Raw genomic sequence first — 17,616 nt, 5'->3', positions numbered from 1 at the left:
ATCCGGTTGGTTGATCGAGGAGAAGTTGCTCTCCGTTACCGGCGCTGCGGATCGGGGCGGCGCAACAACCACCAGGTCGCCGCGACGAAGAGAGCGCTGACGACGCCGAGCGCGGCCACGTCGAGCAGCCACGTCCCGGCGCCGTGGTCCCACAGCGCGTCGTGCTGCTGGTAGAGCGAGTGCGTGTCCGGCCCGGTCGGCAGCCCGATCGTCGCCGCGCCGGCCGCGAACCCCCACCGCGCCGGGACCAGCCACGCGAGCTGCCCCAGCCCGGGGCGACCCCCGATCTGCAGCAGCGCGCTCGAGAGGATGAACTGGAGCATCGCGAGCAGCACGAGCAGCGGCATCCCGCGGTCGGCGTTGTCGATCAGCGCCGAGACCGCGAGACCGACCGCCATGCTCGCGACGGTCAGCACCGCCAGCGCGACGACGATCTCCAACGTCGCCGAGCCGAACACCACCGGCGCGTCCGGCGGCGGCCGCCCGACCGTCCCGAGCACGCCGAGCACCACCGCCTGCAGCCCGACGACGACCCCGAGCACCAGCAGCTTCGAGGTCAGGTAGGCCCCGCGGGAGAGCCCGATGGCCCGCTCCCGACGGTAGATCTCCCGTTCCTTCACCAGCTCCCGGATGGATGCGGCCGAGCCCATCAGCGCCGCCCCGATCACGAGCACCAGCCACAGGCTGTTGGGCGCTCCGGCCGCGCCGCGGAGCTGCTCGGCCATCGACAGCCCGGCGTCCCCGGGGAGCGCGTGGGCGAGGAGGCTCAGCACCAGTGGGAGCGCGGCCATGAAGACCAGGTACTGCCGGTCGGCCGCGATCACCGCGAGGTAGCGCCGGCACAGCACCGAGAGCTGGCGCCACACCGACTGCTGGCGGGTCGCGGCGGCGCCCGCCGTCGACCCCAGGTGCTCGGTGCGGCCCGGCGTCGCTCCCGGCCGCCCGACGTGGCGCGCGTAGGCGGGGGAGCGGCGGAACCGTCCTCCCCAGTCGGCCTCGGGTTCCTCCTGCAGCGCGAGGAACACATCGGCGAAGTCGTTCCGCCCGAAGTGGGCGAGCGCCTCCTGCGGCGGCCCGAAGAACGCGACCTTCCCGCCCGGCGCGAGGAGCAGCAGGCGGTCGCAGAGGTCGAGGTTGGCGACGCTGTGGGTCACGACGACGACCGTGCGCCCGTCGTCGGCCAGCCCCCGCAGCGTGCGCATCACCGACTTGTCCAGCCCGGGGTCGAGACCGGAGGTCGGTTCGTCGAGGAAGAGCAGCGACGGTCGCGTCAGCAGCTCGAGCGCCACCGAGGTCCGCTTGCGCTGACCGCCCGAGAGGCTGTGGATCGCCTGGTCGGCCTGCCCGGTGAGCCCGAGCTCGGCGATCACCTCGTCGACCCGACGCTCCCGCTCGCCCGACCCGACGTCGTCGGGGAACCGCAGCTCGGCGGCGTAGCGCAGGGCCCGTCGGACGGTGAGCTGCGGGTGCAGGATGTCGTCCTGGGGCACGAGCCCGATGCGTTGACGGAGCTCGTCGTAGTCGGCGTAGAGGTCGCGGCCGGCGTACTCGACCCGGCCTTCGTCGGCGGGCCGGAACCCGGTCAGCGCCTTGAGCAGGGTCGATTTGCCCGCCCCGCTCGGCCCGACCACCGCGAGCAGGCTCTTCGACTCCAGCGCGAACCCGACGTCGTCGAGGAGCTGCTTCCCCGTCGGGGTCCGCACGACGATGCCCTCGGCGCGGAACCCGACGTCACCGGTGTCGACGTGCTCGACGAGCCTGCCGTACCCGTCCTGACTGCCCTCGAGGTGCAGGAGCACGTGGCCGATCCCGACGACGTCGTCGGGCCCGATCTCCTGCCGACGGATCCGCTGCCCGTTGACGAACGTGCCGTTCGCGCTGCCCAGGTCGATCAGCACCCAGCGCCGGCCGTCGCGGACCAGCTCGGCGTGCTGCCTCGAGGCGAGGAGGTCGGCGATGACGACGTCGTTGCGCTCGTCGCGACCGATCGTCAGGCGCTGCGGGGAGGTGCGCAGGTCGTGGACCGCCGACAGCTTCCCCTGGCGCCCCGATCGTTGCGCCGCCGACGGGGCGCCGCGCTGCTCGGGGATCACCGGCGGAGCGGGCGTCGGCCGCGGCTGTGGCACGGGGCGGGGGACGAGCTCGACGGTCGGTGCGGTGTGGTCGGTGCCGAGCCGGACGACGAGGGGCCCGCGAACCGGTTCTCGGGTCAGGCGGCGACCGCCGACGAACGAGCCGTTGCGGCTCTCGTCGACGACCTCCCACCCGACCGGTCCGATCCGGACGACGAGGTGGCGGCGCGAGACCTGCGGCCCGAGGACCTGGAGGTCGCACGTCTCGTCCCGGCCGACGACGAACTCGGCACCGGGTCGGGCGAGCCGGTGGTTGCCGTCGGTCCGGATCTCGAGCGCGGTCGTCGGTGGTGCGGGCCGGCGGCCACCGGCCTCTTCGACCTGCGTCATAAATTCCCCCCAAGCGACCGAGTCTCGAGGACTCGGTTAGTCCGCAGCACTTCAGCCGGGACTCGTCCCGGCCGGCTCCGAGGCGTGCTCGGTGGTGACGCGGACCGGCCTTCGTCGGCCTTCTCGGCGTGCGTCGTGCGATCCCCCGGCAAGGGACAGTGTCTGATGGACACGGTCATGGATCAGTCAGCCAACGGGCGTGGTGTCGGGATTCGGGAGGAGTGGCCCCGTCGCGCTCCCCGCGCTCCCGGGCGAGGTGGATTTGGGGGCAGGCGTCGGTTTCGTCGGCTTCGTTGATTGCTTTGGCGGCACGGTGGCGCTGCGTCCTTCAGAGGTGTCCGTGCCTCCCGCTCCGCTCGAGCCGGCCGAGACCACCCCCGACCCAACCTGGGCTTGTGGTGCAGCGACCCCTGTTCCACTCGTCATAGCGAGTTGGTTCGGAGCCGGAAGGGAACCAGCAGACAGCGCCGGAGGCGCGGTTGGACCTGAGGCTTCAATGCCCGCACCGCCGGCGACGGCGGAGCTTCCTCCTGCAGATGACGTCGAAGCACCTCTCGGGCCATCGGCTGCCCCGAGTCGCGTCCCAGGTGGCGGGGGCAATTCCGGGTGGCTGGGGTCGGCGAGTGCGAGCAGGGGCTCATCGGTCTTCGAACCACTGCAGGTGGCGATCGACCTTCGTCCCGGGATCCGCACGTAGAGCATCGAGACGAAGAGCCCGTCGGTCGTCTTCACCCAGGTCGCCGTCTTCACCGATCCCTTGGCGACGACGTCCCCGGTCTCGCCGCATGACAGAGTCAACCGAGCCCCGCGCGCGGCGGTGTCGCGGGCGTCGTCGGGCCGGACCTGGGGGTCGGAGCGGAGGTTCACGCCGGCGGCGCCGACGTCGTAGACGATCCCGGTCCAGGTCACGGGGGCGACGGTCGCCGTCGCCGACGGAGCGCTCGGCCCCACCCACCACATCACCGCGCTGAACAGCACGAACGCCAGCGCCAGGGCCAGGACGCTGACCAGCCCCCAGCGAACCGGGCCACGACGGGCCAGGACGGCCCACGCCGTCGTCCACCGGTCCGCCGTCGAGGGGCCGGAGCGCTCAACCAGGGACGTGCGGTCGTCGTCGAGGTGCGGGCGGGAGTCGATCAGCGGTGAGCGCTGGGCGGGCGTGTCGGGGGCCGGCGTCGGCCGCGGCGGCGGGACCGCCCCCGGGGGAGCGGCGAACGGCGTCGGGAAGGGCCCGCTCGGACGTGGCGGCTGCGAGCCCCAGTTCGCGGGAGGCGCCCCCTGTGTCGGGATGCCCGACTGCGGCGTACCGCGCCCCTCACCTTCCCCGGGGCGTGCTGCTCCGGGTGCGCCGTTCGCCAGCGTCATGGATCCCCCCGTTCGCACCCCGTGATCGGGGCCACGGAGCCGTCATCGCTCCGACACTCGAACGAGTTACATCCGAGACCCAATTCTCTGCAGGCTGTGAGCACCCCGTGTCGGTACCGCGACACTTCGTGCTCACGAGCGAAGCGCAGCTACTGCGCGACGATGTCGAACCGGACCTGGTTCCCGCTCACCGACGTCACCGTCGCCCGGAGCGACTGCGTGCCGCCGCCACCGGTCGCGGTGCACACGACCGACGCGCCGACCCGCGCCGGGAGCGAGTCCGGGCAGGTCACCTGGCCGGGTGCGAGGCCCGACTGCGCCACGATCTGGCCCGCGACCGCGCTCGCCGAGACCACCGGCGTCCTGAGCAGGACGTATCCGGCCCCGACCGCGGCCACCGTCAGGACCGCGCCGAGGACGATCGCGACGGTCCCGCGCCGGTCTCCTCGACGGCGGGCGACGACCCCGAGCGCCAGGCCCACCGGCGCCACCAGCACGGCGTGGACCAGCGCGACGAGCCCGAGCCGACCGCGGTCGGCGGGCCGCGGCGTCGGCGGAGGGACGACCGGACCGCTGCCGGCACGAGGCTGCGGGATCCCGGGCGGCAGGGAGCCGGGCGCGGGGGAGGGCGCGCCGGTGCGGTCGCCGGGAACCGGGCGGGGCGCCCAGGGAGCCCGTCGGGCAGCGTCGGGACCCTGCGCCGGTGCACCCGCCGGCGGCGGCATCCGCACCGGGGGAGCGGGTCGGCGCGGCGCACCGACGGCCGCGGCGCGGGGCTCCGCCGGGCGGCCCGGCATCGTGTGGACGTCGTAGGTGCGCGCCTCGGTCGAGGAGGCCAGTCGCTCCAGCACGGATCGGGCGTCCCCGGCCAGCTCGCCCGCCGATCCCTGACGTCGCGCCGGTTCCTTCGACAGCGCCCGCAGCACCACCTCGTCGAGCTCCGACGGCACGGCCGGGGCGAACGACGACGGGCGCGGCGGATCGTCGTTGAGGTGGCTGAGCATGATCGCCATGCGCTCGCCGACGAACGGCGCGCGCCCGGTCAGGGTCTCGAACAGGACGCAGCCGAGCGCATAGACGTCGAGGCGCTGGTCGAACGGCTCGGCGCGCAGCTGCTCCGGCGCCATGTACGCCGGCGTGCCGAGGGAGGAGCCGGTGGCGGTGAGCCGGGGCTGGTCGGTGGCCGCGCGGACGTGGACGATGCCGAAGTCCGCGAGGTAGACGAAGTCGCGCGCGGCGAGCAGGACGTTCGATGGCTTGACGTCGCGGTGGACGATCCCGGCCTCGTGGGCCGCGTCGAGGGCGTCCGCGACCTGCTCGACGATCGCCACGGCGCGCTCCGCCGACAGCGGCCCCTCGGCGCTGAGCAGGGAGCCCAGATCGCGGCCCCGGACGAGGCGCATGTCGATGAACATGCGGTCGTCGATGACGCCGAAGTCGTGGATCGGCACGACGTGCGGGGAGTCGAGCCGGGCGGCGATGCGGGACTCGCGACGGAAGCGCTCGCGGACGTCGGGGTCGTCCTGGTCACCGGCGAGCAGCCGCTTGAGCGCGACGGTGCGCTCGCGGACGGTATCGAAGGCCTCGTGGACCTCGCCCATCCCGCCACGGCCGAGCCGTACCCCCACCCGATACGGGCCGAACTGCTCCGTCATCCATGCCCCATGCCGAGGTTCCCCGAACCGCGCAGGATCATAGACGCTCCGTGGCCCAGGGGACGGGGCCGCGGAAGCGGCGCGAGACGGGCTACTGGGCGACCGCCGCCCTCACCTCAGGCCAAGGACCCCACGAAGAAGTCCCGCAGTCCGCGCCCCCGGACGCTGCCGTGGCCGGTGCACGGGTCCCAGCCCTTGTCGGCCTGGTAGCCCGTGACGGCCGGGCCGAGGTCGCCCGTCTTCGGCGTCGAGTTGTCCCCGGCGGTGATGTCGCGGACGAGGCCGTCGAGCTGCGAGGCGCTGGCGGCGTACAGCGAGATCGGGAACTGGGCGCCGATCGGCGTGGGCGTGGCCTGGTTGATCAGCGCGACCAGGCCGGCATAGAGCGGCGCGACGGCGCTCGTGCCGCCGACCGGCCCCCAGTTCCCGTGGACGAGGATGACGTAGCCGGTGGCGATGTCGGCGTTGCCCGCGACGTCGGGCACGCCGCGCCCGGCGAACCCGTCGACGAGGAGCAGGCCCGGCTCGTCGATGCGCTGCCAGTGCGGCGTCGGGAAGATGCGGCTGACGCCGCCGCCGGTCGCCCAGCCGTCATGGTCGTTCCACACCGTCTCGGCGGTGATCTGCGACGAGGCACCGATGAGGGCCGTTCCGCCGCAGGCCACCACGTGCGGGCTGGCGGCCGGGTAGTCCACGCGCCGCTCCCCGTCGCGCCGACGTGACGCGTCGCCCGCGCCGTGGTCGCCGGCGGCGCAGAGCACCGTGACGCCGAGCGCCGCGGCATCGGCGAAGGCCTCCTCCATCGCCGTGCGCGCCTGGACGGTCCAGTCGTCCTCCGGGCCACCCCAGCTGATGCTGACCACCGAGGGGTTGTTGACGCTGTCGTGGACGGCCGTGGAGATCGCGTCGACGAAGCCCTGGTCGGAGTTGGGGGCGAAGTAGACGGCGATGGTGGCCTTCTGGGCGATGGTGGCCGCGACCTCGATGTCGAGGAGCACCTCGCCGTCCGCGTCCTGCCCGGGGCTGTTCTTCCCGCCGTCCACCCCCACCGACAGGATCTTCGGCCGCTTCACCCCGATCTTGGTGAAGTAGCCGTCGAGGTCGGGGTCGGTGTAGCCCCCGCCGAACTCCAGGATGGCGATGGTCTGTCCCGAGCCGTCGACGTCGGTCGGGAAGTCGTAGAGCTCCGCCACCTGCGTGGTCCACAGCGGCTGGGGCTTGGGCACGGTGGCGGCGTGGGCGGCCACGGCCGGCGGATCGGGCAGCAGCGTGCTCGCGGGAGCCCCCAGGTCCGGGAGATCGTCCTCGGAGAGGGTGTCGCCCTGCTGCAGGTGCGCCCGGCCCTGGCGGCGGTCGTCGAGTCCGAGCACCGCGGTGGCGTACTCGGCGAGCTGGGCCGGGAGCTGCACCTGGCCCTCGCGCCCGCGGTAGGTGGCCCCGTGCGCCTGGTAGCGGCCGAGGCTCACGCCGAACGCGGCCTGGGCCTGGCTCGTCGTGCCGGTCGCGGTCACCGTGCGACGGGCGAGGTCGGTGCTGACCTCGAGGCCCGCGTCCTCGAGGTAGCGCTCCACCGCGTCGGCCTCGTGGGGGTCGGCGCCGGCGAGCTCGGCGAACCGGCGGCGCCGCTCCGCCGGGTCGGTGTCGCGCACCGCGCCGAGGTCGGCGTCGGCGCGCCGGCGCAGCACGACGGTGACGCTCACCCGGTCGTCGGGTGCGACGTCCTCCACGCGCTCGGCACCGACGACCGGCGTCCGGTCACTTCCCGGGAGTGGGACGAGCCCTGAGTCGTCCGGTGTGTTCGCCATCGGGTCCCCCTGTTGATGAAATCCCCAGATGACTACGAAGAGTAGGAATTCGACGTGAGAGATCGCCATCGAGTCGCCCGAACAGCCTTGTCGTTCTGCTGACCCGGTGACGACCTCGTCGGCCCCGGATGTCCGGGTCGCGTAGTTCCCGGGATGCGTGTGCGGTCGCAGAGCGCCGATCGGGGAAGATCCTCGGCGAACGAGTCACTCCCTGCTGTGGTGGCCGGCGCACGGTGGGCCCCCTCGAGGTTCGCCGCGCCACGCAGGGGTGCAGGCGGTCGGACCCACCGCCCGGACGATCAGTGCGTTGCTGGCCGCGCGCACGCACTCGCAGCCGATGCCGCCGTGGGGACAATTCAGTCACTCGCATGCTTGTCACTACGGGACGTGGCGGGCGATCCTGCGCTGGCCGCCGAGGCGCGGTGGCGCAAGGGGGGGCGAGGCGGATGATCCGGTGGCCGAAACAGGTCCTGTCGGACGTCGCCGCGTTCCGCAACATCGAGGCCTACATCGTCGCCGTGGTCGCCGCCACGCTCGTCGTCGTGCACATCTTCCATGGCGAGGTGGCGCCGGAGGCCCAGGAAGCGACAGTCCTGGCCGCCCTGACGGTGCTGATCCTCCGCTCCGTGGCACCGAGTCGCTCGACCGGATTCGACCAGATCGCAGATGATCGGTCGGGCTTCGACCGGCACCCACTCGGTGAGCGGTGGAAGGGTGCGCAGGAGGTGTGCATCTTTGCCCCGTCTGGGGTGAACCTGTTGTCCGCCGCGAACGCCGATCTACTGCGACGGGAAGTGCTGGCCCGCCCGAGCGGGGTGGTGCGGGTCGTCGTGCTCGATCTGTCCAGGGGCCAGGCGGTCGAGCAGACCAGTCGCCATCTCGACGACGAGCTGGACTTTCCCATGCAACGGCTCGGAGCCGGCATCGAGGCGACGATGGCGCAACTCCGGACCATGGCCGGGTGGTCGGTGGCAGGGTCGTTCGAGTACCGCCTGCTCGACTACAACCCCGGCTTCAGCCTGGTCGTCACGAACCCCAGCCAGGCGAGGGGATCGGCGATCGTCGAGTTCCACGGGTTCCACAACGAGGCGACCGGCGGGCGCATGCACCTTGATCTGACCCGACAGATCAGCGAGCGCTGGTTCGCGTACTGGGTGGACCAATTCGAGCACCTGTGGCGGCGTGCTGAGCGTCCCTCCGAGGAACAACCCAGCGCATCTACGCTGGGGCTGAACGGGTGACCGTCCTAGGACTGTGACATTCTCGGTACTACTCTCCGCAACCAAGGTGGCGCGAGCAGAGGTGGCGCAGGGGGACTCGTGAGCATCATCGACGGTGGCGACGCAGAGATCGATGAGATCTACGATCGCGTGGCCCGTGTGCTCCGGAAGTCGAAGACGATCCCGGTGCTCGGAGCGGGCGCGAATCTCTGCGGCCGCCCGAAGGACGTGGGTTACGTGCCGGGGGAATACCTGCCCAGCGGGGTGGAGCTCGCGAGCCTGCTCGCGCGGTCCGTCGGCTACCCGGACCGTGATCACGAGGATCTCGCGCGGGTCTCGCAGTTCATCGCGTCCACCGAGGGGCCCGGGCCGCTCTACGACGAGCTGCACGAGGTCTTCGACCTGCAGTACTCGCCGACCGTGCTCCACCGCTTCCTCGCGCGGTTGGCACGGCACATGCGACTCGTGGAGAGCGCGAAGCAGCGGATGCTCTTCATCACGACCAACTACGACCACGCCCTGGAGCAGGCTTTCCAGGAGATCGACGAACCGTTCGACCTGTTGACCTACATCGCCGACGGGAACGACCGCGGCCGCTTCCGCCATCAGCCCCACGGAGGCGTCCCGGTCACCATCGAGAAGCCCGACGAATACCTCGACATCGACCTGTCGGAGCGACATCTCATCGCGAAGATCCACGGTGCAGTGGAGGCGGACGCGACCGATGACAGCTATGTCATCACCGAGGATCACTACGTCGACTACATCAGCCGAGCGGGGGAGAACTTCTTCCCGGTGACCATGCAGCGAAAACTCGTCCGCAGCCACTTCCTCTTCCTGGGCTACAGCCTGCGGGACTGGAACTTCCGCGTGATGCTCTACCGGCTCTGGGGGCTCCAGAATGGTCGCGGCTACCAGTCATGGGCCATCGATGCGAACCCGGACCCGGTGGATCGTGCCGCGTGGAAGGAACGTGGAGTCGAGATCGTCCCCGAGCGCCTCGAGAGCTTCGTGAAGTCGCTGGAGCTCCGATTCCCCGAGCCCTCCGATCACGACCCGGAACCGGTGGCCCCGTGACCACCACGGCACTCGGCGCCGTCCCTTCCCCACGCGGCGTCCGGAGCCCCGACTGTCCGTACGTGGGTCTCGTCCCGTTCACCGAGGACGACACCATGCTGTTCTTCGGACGCCGCCGTGAGGTGCAACTCCTCGCCGCTAACCTCGCCACCAAACGACTCACTCTGCTGTATGCCCCGAGCGGGGTCGGCAAGACATCGCTACTGCGGGCCGGCCTCGTGCCCCACCTGCGGGATCTCGAGGTGGACGACGACGAAGACGTACATGCCTCCGGATCGCTCGTCGTGTACCTCAGCCAGTGGAGCGGCGACGGAATCGAGGCCCTCGTCCGGGGCGTGGGCCGCGTCCTGGACGAGCATCCCCTGGATGTGGAGGTCCGAGAGCGGTTGCGAGCGCCTCTCACGCCCGACACCGCCTGGCTTGCCCAGGTCCTCGATGCGACCCGTGCCGAGACGCTCTACCTGATACTCGACCAGTACGAGGAGTACCTGCACTATCACCCCCCGCAGAGCGGGGACAGACTGCCGACGCTGATCGGCGACATCGTCCGAAATCGCGACCTGCGCGTCAACATCCTCCTGGCCATTCGGGAGGACGCCCTCGCGCAGCTCGATCACCTCAAAGGTGCCGTTCCCCGCCTTTTCGACAACTACTTGCGGTTGGCTCACCTGGGGCGTCGCGAGTCACGAGAGGCGATCGAGGGGCCACTGGCGCGCTACAATGCGCTCTCGGCCTCCGACGACCACATGACGTTGGAGCCCGGGCTCGTCGAGCGCCTGCTCGACCAGGTCCAGGTCGGACGGCTCACCATCGGCGCCGACAGCGACACCACCGATCCCGCCGAGATGCCTGCCGCAGTCGCGGACCGGCACGACATCGAGACGCCCTTCCTCCAACTGGTCCTGGTGCGCCTCTGGGAGGAGGAAAGGGCCCAGCACTCGGCCGTCCTCCGGGTGGCCAGCCTGGACGCCCTTGGCGGAGCACAGACGATCGTCCAGACCCATCTCGACACGGTCATGGGGGAACTCGGGCCCGAGGAGCGCGACCTTGCCGCCCTCGTCCTCCGTCACCTGGTCACCAGCCGGGGGTCGAAGGTGGCCCTCGGCGTCACCGACCTCGCCGACCTGACCGACGCGGACCCGGAGCGGGTCCTCGACGTCTTGGAAGACCTCAGCTCCGGCGCGCGCCGGATCCTGCGTCCCCTGCCCATGCCCAACCCGAACTCCGGGCCGACGACCTACGAAATCTTCCACGACGTCCTCGGCGGGGCCATCCTCGACTGGCGCAGGCGCCACCTTGCGGAGATGAAACAGCAGGCGAACGACCGAGCATTGCAGGCCGAGAAGGATGCTGCGGAGGACGTCCGTCGACGCCTCAGGCGCGCGCGCCTCGTCGTCGCTGCCCTCGCCGCACTGGTCCTCGTGCTCGTCCTCGCCGGTTCCGGTTATCTCGTCCATCGGGTGACGCAGAGCAGCCAGGCCCTCGAGCGGTACGCGACGGCGTCCGCGATCTCCCCGGCGAGCAGCCTGGACCCGGCTCTCAACGTCTACAACCTCAGCGAGACTCCCGAGACGACGTCCGCCGTGATGCGGGCATGGTCGGCGATCCGCGGGAAGGTGGTCGCTGGCACGCCCGAATCGCGGGCCCAGGCCGTGGTCCAGACGCGTGACGGACGCGTCGTCAGCATCGACCCCGTCGGCCAACTGACCGTCGTAGACAAAGATGGCAACCGTGTCGCCAGTCGACGGCTCCCCGGACTAGCAGGATTCATCTTTCTCTACGTCGACCCCCGCGACGGTGATCGTCTGGCCGCCGTCGACGAGAACGGGCACGCTCTCGTCGCGAGCATCGCCGACCGCTTCCCCCCCGTCGAGGTGAACGGTCTGCCACCGGGAACCCTGCTCGACTTCCTGGCCCCGTCCCCGGCACCCGTCCTGTTGGCGGTCGAGCCCAGCCACGACGTGGCCGTCGTTTCGGTCGGTGCCCCGGGGGCGCCTCGCGTCCTCGAGCACGGGGTGATCCTGAGCACGCCCAGTGACGACGGGCGGAGCGTCGTCACCGTGGGCGCCGACCACCGCCTGCGAGCCTGGGACACGACGACCGGCGCGCTGCTCGCCCAGAGCCAGGACCCATCACCTGAGGAGCCGGCGACGGCGGCCGCCGGAGCGTTCCAGCCGTATCGGAACGGGGTCGTGCTCGTGACACTCGGGTCCAAGTCCGACTACATCGTCACCTGGGACTGGCGGTCCCAGGCCCAACCGGTCCAGCACCCGCTGAGCGAGTTCCGCAGCGAGCTGAACGCAGTGTCGGTCGACGCGGAACGCAATCGCATCACGTTGGCGGTCGACGAGACGAGCCGGACCTACGACCTCGGCAGCGGGGCCTTCCAGGCTTCCATACCCGATCAAGCCGTCGCCGTGTTCACCGCGGTTTCCAGCCCCGACGGCAGGTGGCTGGCGACCGGGGGAGCGGACGGGAAGGTCTTCGTCTGGTCCCAGTACCCCGCCGGCGGGGTGAGCAGGCAGCCCATCTACACCTTGCAGGGGCACGAGGGCGCTGTCTGGCAGGTCGCGTGGGACACGGGCTCGCATGCGTTGTCCTCGTGGGGATCCGACGGGACGGTGCGGCGATGGGAGCTGCCACCGACCCAGGTCCTGACCCACGACCAGGACATCACCGGCCTTGATGTCAGCGACGACCGGTCGACAGTCGCCACCCTGTCCCCGGACGAGCTCGTCCTCAGCGGGAGCGCAGCCCTCGACAAGCCTGTTGCGAGGGTCAGCTACCCCTTGGGGGTGGAGCCGATGGTGCGCTTCGTGCCAGGCCACGACGACAAGGTCGTCACGGTCGACAACTACACGCTGGCGCCGACGCTGTGGACCCGTCGCGGGGACACGTTGGTCGCCGGGACGCCCTTCACGTCTATCAAGGCCGGTGGTGTCCGGATCAACGATCTGGCCGTGGCTTCGAACGGGGAGGTCGTCGCCGCTGACAACTACGGCTATCTGCACCGCTGGGATGCCACCGGCGCGCTGATGGCGTCTCTCGAACTCCCGCACCCGAACGGCACGTCCAACTTCACCCGATTCATGTCGGTAGCCTTCGACCGAACCGGTAACCAGGTCGTGGGTGGGAGCTTCGACGGGATCACGGTGTGGCGGCGTGACGCGAGCGGTCAGTTCGACACCAGCCATCCCCGGGTGCTGACCGTTCCGAGCGTGATCACGTCGGTCTCGTTCGACCCGGCGGGTGGCAGGGTCGCCGCCACCTCGAGCGACGGAGACCTACGGATCTGGAGCCCGTCCGACCCGGACCCGACCCACGTCCAGATCATCGAGGCCGGCCAGGACCAGCTCTACTCCGTCTCCTTCGATGACAAGGACAACGGCCGTCTCGCGGCGGTCGGGAGTCTCAACGGCACCATCCAGGTCTGGGACACCTCTACCGGCTCCCTCGTGACGCAGGATCACGAGCACGCGGGCAGCGTCAACGCCGTTGATTTCACTGCTCCTGACGGTTCCCGCTTGATCTCGACGGGGGTGGATCGGAGGGCGGTCTCATCGCCCTGCGACGCCTGCCGCGATCCGCGAGCCACCCTGGAGCAGATCGTGGGCCAGCCGCATCATTGAGTCCCGTTCTCGACATCCGCCCGGAGTCGGGGTCGTCATGGACGGCGATCAGCAGGGGCCGCGGGGGCCGCTCGAGATGGCTCGTGTGCACGTTCCGCAGGCGAGTCGTCCTCGGGTGAGAAGGTCGAGCCCTCGCGCGCGTACGCGCCCCCGCCCACCAGGAAGTCGCCTCGGGGGATCACGAGCGCGGCCCCCTCGGGCGTGTGTCCAGTCGTCCGGGAGGCCTCCTGCTCAGAGATCGGTTGGATGAAGGGACGCCGGTCTCAGGACGGGGCACGGGCGGCCGTCCGGCTCCTCGCCGTGTCCGTAGAGGCCGAGGGGCACCCACCACGTCAACCGGGTCCCGGCGCCCACCGGGCGGCCCACCCGGAGGTCGCCGCGGGCGGCGCGGGCCCGGGCCGCGAGGCCGGCGTTGCTGACGCTCTCGTCGCGAGCTACGGCGTACCCGCGGGCGCGGTGATGAACGGACCCGTGACCGCCGCGGAGGGCGAGCCGAAGACGTCGCTGCAGTTGAGCACCGGCACCTGGACGACGTTGCCGCTCGCGACACCCGGGCTGTTGCTCGCCGAACCGGTGGTGTCGCAGTTCTTCGACGGCGCCGAGTGTCCGTGGCTCGGCGCCGGGTTCGCGGAGGCGACCCCGACGGTCACCAGCGGCATCCCGATCAGCGCGGAGCCGGCCATGACCCCGAGGACGGTGCGACGCACAGTCATTTCTTCTCCCTCTGTCGTCGACGGCGACGTCGTGGAGCGCAGCGACGTAGCCCATGTGCAGCAGACAACGAGGCGTCCGGCAGCGCCGGTGCGGAGGCTGTAGACCCGAATGGTGGATGTTCTTCGTGGAAGCGACAGGCCGAACCGGTACGGGTGACCGAGTCGGCGCGACTCGGGCGGCTCCACCGATGGACGTCGCCAGACGCCCCACCAGCCATCACGCAAATGCATGGGGTCGTCGGCCGAGCGGTCGAGGACGATGACCTCGTGACGCTGCCCCACCGGCTCTTCGACCACCGGATGCGGGGCCCGATCACATGGCGGTGCCGAGGTGGCTCGATGACGAGCCTCGAGACGAACGGACGCCTCCGAGCCCTGCGATGGACGCGTCGCGTCCTGCTCGCGGCGCTCGCCGCCGTGCTCACGGTGTTGCCTGCCCTGACGGGCACGGCGGTGGCGGCGCCCGTCGGGGTCGCATCGGCGCAGGGAGCCCCGGCGCAGGGTGCCGCCGCGGCGCCCACCGTGGTGTCGCTGACCTTCGACGACGGCAACGCCGACCAACTGGGACTACTGGACACCCTCGAGGCCCACGGTCTGCACGGCACCTTCTACATCGTCACCGGGGCGATCGGCCAGCCCGGCTATCTGACCCGAGAAGGCCTCGCCCGGATCGCCGGCGCCGGCGACGAGATCGGCGGACACACCGTCCTGCACCCCCAGCTGACCGGCGACGATCCGGCCGAGGTGGCACGTCAGATCTGCGACGGCCGGGCGACGCTCGCCCAGTGGGGCTACCACCCCGTCTCGTTCGCCTACCCCTACGGCGTGTTCGACCCGGCGGTCGAGGCCGCCGTCCGCGACTGCGGCTACGCCAGCGCCCGCGCCGCGGGAGGGCTCGGCGTCGCCGGCCCCGGCTGCCCGAACTGTCGCACCGCTGAGAGCGTCCCGCCGGCCGACCCGTACGCCGTGCGCACGGCCGCGCAGGTCACGGACTCCACGACGCTGGCCGACCTCGAGCAGTCCGTCGTCGAGGCCCAGAGCACCGGCGGCGGCTGGGTGCCGTTCATCTTCCACCACGAGTCGTGCAGCGTCGGGTGCAACGGCGGTGACCTCTCGAGCACGCCGGCGCTGCTCGACCGGTTCGCCGCGTGGCTGGTGGGCCAGCAGCAGCAGGGTCGTCTCGTCGTGCGCACGGTCGGGCAGGTGGTGGCCGACCCCGACGGGCCGATCCACTCCGCCCCGCCCTCGACGCGGCCCGACGTCGCCAACCCGACCCTGACCGCGGGCAACGCCACGACTCCCGACTGCTGGCAGGCGGGAGGGTACGGAACGAACACCGCGACCTACCGTCGCGATCCCCCGGCCGCCGGCCAGTCGGCCGCCGAGACGATCACGATGACATCGTGGACCGACGGGGATGCGGTGTTGCTGCCCCGCCTCGACCTCGGTCAGTGCACCGCGTGGACGCAGCCGGGGCTGGTGGTCGACGCGGGCGCCTCGTACCGCTCGACGGTGCCCACACAGTTCGCGGTCTACGTGCGCGACGGGTCAGGGGCCTGGACGTACTGGACCTCGAGCCCCTGGTTGGACCCCTCGGACACCTGGCGGCGGGCGTCCTGGACCACGCCTCCGACACCCCCGGACACCACCGGCGTCGCGGCCGGGCTGATCATCGGTGGCGTGGGCACGCTGTCGACCACGGACTACCACGTCGGCCCGGTCGTACCTCCGCCACCGCCCGCTCCGCTCCGGACCTTGCCGGACCTGCGACAGGTGCTCCAGGTCGGCGGGACGGGCCTCGTGGTCCTGCTGATCGGGTCGATCATCTGGCTGCTCCGCCCCCGTCGGCGGCGGCGCCGAGGTGAGCCCACGGACCCCGGACACGGGTGGGGTCCGCCCAGTACCGTCGACGTCCCCGCCCCGAGGGAGGGCGCGGACCCGACGGGCTCGAACCACGTTTCGCGCATCGACCTGAAGGAGCGAGCGTTGCGCTAGCCCCGGCCCCACCGTCGGCCAGGCCCGGCAGGGCCGCCTCACGGAGCGGATCGTCCGGGGAGATCCTCCTCGAGGTGGTCGACCAGATGGCCGGCGAGGCGTTCGGCGATGACGACGGTGGTCAGGTTGGTGTTGGCCGAGGGGATCGTCGGCATGACGGACGCGTCGGCCACGTACAGGTTCTCGAGCCCGTGGACGGCGCCATGTCGGTCGACGACCGCGCCGGAGGCGGGGTCGCGGCCCATCGCGCAGGTCCCGACCGGGTGGTGGTAGGAGCCGACGTTCCGGCGGAGCCACCCGGCGAGCGCGTCGTCGTCGTCGACGGCCGGTCCGGGGTGGATCTCCGGGCCCGGCAAGCGGTCGGCGAGGGGCGGGGTGGATGCGATGCGGCGCGCCTCCCGCAGACCGGCGAGCATCCTGACGAGGTCCTCGGGCTCGCGCAGGTGTGCCGGGTCGATGCGGGGCGGGTCCTCGGGATCCGTCGACCGGAGCCGGACCCGGCCGCGGGACCGGGGTGCGAGCAGCCCGGTGAGGATCGCGAACGTCGCTCCGCTCCGGCTGCCGGGATCGTCGAACGGGCCGGCGGGGAAGAGGTGCAGGTCGGGTGGGGTCTCCGCCGAGGCAGCTGTCGAGCGCAGGGAGAGCAGGACGGGGAACGCGGGCCCGGTCTGGCCGGGGGTCGCCGGCAGGTCGAGCGCGACGAGAGGGTGGTCGACCAGGTTCGCGCCCACCCCGGGCAGCGCGACCGCGCAGCGCAACCCGAGCTCTTCGAGATCGGCGCGCGGCCCGATGCCGCTGCGCAGCAGCACGCTCGGTGTCCCGTAGGTGCCCGCGCAGAGCACGACGACGTCGGCGGCCACCTCGTCCCCCTCGAGGAGTCGCACTCCGCGTACCTGTCCGCCCCGGTGCACGATCCGGTCCACCGTGGTGTCGGCTCGCACGTCGAGACGACCGCGCGCGGGCGCGAGATGGGTGAGCGCGGTGCTCATGCGGGTCCCGCCGCGGACGTTGCGCGGCAGCGGACCCATTCCGACCGTGCCCGGCGCGTTGTGATCGGTCACCGCCCGGTGACCGCAGGCGACGGCGGCCTCGTGGAAGTCTCGCGGCCACGGCGGGAGGTCCTCGATGGCGATCCGGGACACGGGAACGGGTCCGTCGCCGCCGTGCTCGGGCCCTCCGAAGTCCGCGTCGGCCTCGATCCCACGCAGGATCGGGAGCACGTCGTGATAGCTCCAGCCCGGGTTGCCGGCGGCGGCCCATGCGTCGTAGTCAGCGGGCCATCCCCGCAGGAAGAACACGGCGTTGGTGGCCGAGCACCCACCGACCAATCTGGCCCGCGGGAGGGCTGTCCCCGGGCGGCCGTCGTCGCCCTCGGCCGTGAATCCCCAGTCGTGGTCCACGGTCGGACGGGACGCGTCGACGACGTCGACCGGCAGCTCGGCGGGAGTGGGGTGGTCGGGGCCCGCCTCGACCAGGGTCACGTGGTGACGGGCGGCAGCGCTGAGGCGGGCGGCCACGACGCAACCCGCGGTGCCCGCACCCACCACGACGACGTCCATCAGCTGCCCCGCACCGAACACGACCGGCGTTCGGGTCGGTTGTACTCCCAGGTGCAGGCCGTCAGCGAGAGTCGGACGTCGTCATCGGACGTGCAGCGTTCGTCCGGTGGCTGCTGCGGTGAGCGGGCCTGACATC

The 17,616-nt window shown here is 71.6% G+C and carries 9 protein-coding genes; 4 read left to right on the top strand and 5 right to left on the bottom strand.

The features are described from left to right. Positions 1-35: 35 nt before the first annotated feature. The 3 genes from HH311_RS11325 to HH311_RS11315 form a co-directional block, all read right to left on the bottom strand. Positions 36-2,462, bottom strand: coding sequence for an ATP-binding cassette domain-containing protein (locus HH311_RS11325; RefSeq protein ID WP_169183766.1), 2,427 nt, complete (start codon positions 2,460-2,462; stop codon positions 36-38). A 1,514-nt stretch (positions 2,463-3,976) separates the two neighbouring features. Continuing rightward, positions 3,977-5,482, bottom strand: a complete 1,506-nt coding sequence (locus tag HH311_RS32600; protein WP_169183765.1) for a protein kinase domain-containing protein — start codon at positions 5,480-5,482, stop codon at positions 3,977-3,979. A gap of 116 nt (positions 5,483-5,598) precedes the next feature. After that, positions 5,599-7,209 (bottom strand): protease pro-enzyme activation domain-containing protein, encoded by a 1,611-nt coding sequence (locus tag HH311_RS11315; RefSeq protein WP_169183764.1) that lies wholly within the window; start codon positions 7,207-7,209, stop codon positions 5,599-5,601. 524 nt (positions 7,210-7,733) lie between these two features. Here HH311_RS11315 and HH311_RS11310 point away from each other — a divergent pair. The 3 genes from HH311_RS11310 to HH311_RS33225 all read left to right on the top strand — a co-directional run bounded on the left by HH311_RS11310 (position 7,734) and on the right by HH311_RS33225 (position 13,213). Next, positions 7,734-8,528, top strand: coding sequence for a hypothetical protein (locus tag HH311_RS11310; RefSeq protein WP_169183763.1), 795 nt, complete (start codon positions 7,734-7,736; stop codon positions 8,526-8,528). A gap of 78 nt (positions 8,529-8,606) precedes the next feature. Then, entirely contained in the window at positions 8,607-9,584 is a 978-nt protein-coding gene (locus tag HH311_RS33230; RefSeq protein ID WP_169183762.1) for an SIR2 family protein, read from the top strand. Between the two features lie 62 nt (positions 9,585-9,646). Next, entirely contained in the window at positions 9,647-13,213 is a 3,567-nt protein-coding gene (locus HH311_RS33225; protein WP_169183761.1) for a WD40 repeat domain-containing protein, read from the top strand. A gap of 434 nt (positions 13,214-13,647) precedes the next feature. Here HH311_RS33225 and HH311_RS11295 read toward each other — a convergent pair whose 3' ends face one another. Then, positions 13,648-13,926 (bottom strand): chaplin family protein, encoded by a 279-nt coding sequence (locus HH311_RS11295; protein WP_211190125.1) that lies wholly within the window; start codon positions 13,924-13,926, stop codon positions 13,648-13,650. Positions 13,927-14,265: 339 nt separating this feature from the next. Here HH311_RS11295 and HH311_RS11290 point away from each other — a divergent pair, with 339 nt between their 5' ends. Next, complete coding sequence (locus tag HH311_RS11290) at positions 14,266-15,921, top strand: polysaccharide deacetylase family protein (RefSeq protein ID WP_169183760.1); 1,656 nt, start codon at positions 14,266-14,268, stop codon at positions 15,919-15,921. 38 nt (positions 15,922-15,959) lie between these two features. On the opposite strand, the gene HH311_RS11285 is transcribed toward HH311_RS11290, so the two are convergent. Next, the gene (locus HH311_RS11285; RefSeq protein ID WP_169183759.1) at positions 15,960-17,480 is read right to left on the bottom strand and encodes a GMC family oxidoreductase; all 1,521 of its coding nucleotides are present in this window, start codon (positions 17,478-17,480) and stop codon (positions 15,960-15,962) included. Between the last annotated feature and the right edge of the window lie 136 nt (positions 17,481-17,616).

Source organism: Actinomycetospora sp. TBRC 11914, assembly GCF_012933465.1.
Lineage (GTDB): Bacteria > Actinomycetota > Actinomycetes > Mycobacteriales > Pseudonocardiaceae > Actinomycetospora.
This window is presented reverse-complemented; position numbering and strand designations above follow the sequence as displayed.

What these genes read in the sequence shown, in the direction of transcription:
- HH311_RS11325 (WP_169183766.1), bottom strand. Translation starts at nt 2,462, where the DNA reads ATGACGCAGGTCGAAGAGGCCGGTGGCCGCCGGCCCGCACCACCGACG.
- HH311_RS32600 (WP_169183765.1), bottom strand. Translation starts at nt 5,482, where the DNA reads ATGACGGAGCAGTTCGGCCCGTATCGGGTGGGGGTACGGCTCGGCCGT.
- HH311_RS11310 (WP_169183763.1), top strand. Translation starts at nt 7,734, where the DNA reads ATGATCCGGTGGCCGAAACAGGTCCTGTCGGACGTCGCCGCGTTCCGC.
- HH311_RS11295 (WP_211190125.1), bottom strand. Translation starts at nt 13,926, where the DNA reads ATGACTGTGCGTCGCACCGTCCTCGGGGTCATGGCCGGCTCCGCGCTG.
- HH311_RS11290 (WP_169183760.1), top strand. Translation starts at nt 14,266, where the DNA reads ATGACGAGCCTCGAGACGAACGGACGCCTCCGAGCCCTGCGATGGACG.
- HH311_RS11285 (WP_169183759.1), bottom strand. Translation starts at nt 17,480, where the DNA reads ATGGACGTCGTCGTGGTGGGTGCGGGCACCGCGGGTTGCGTCGTGGCC.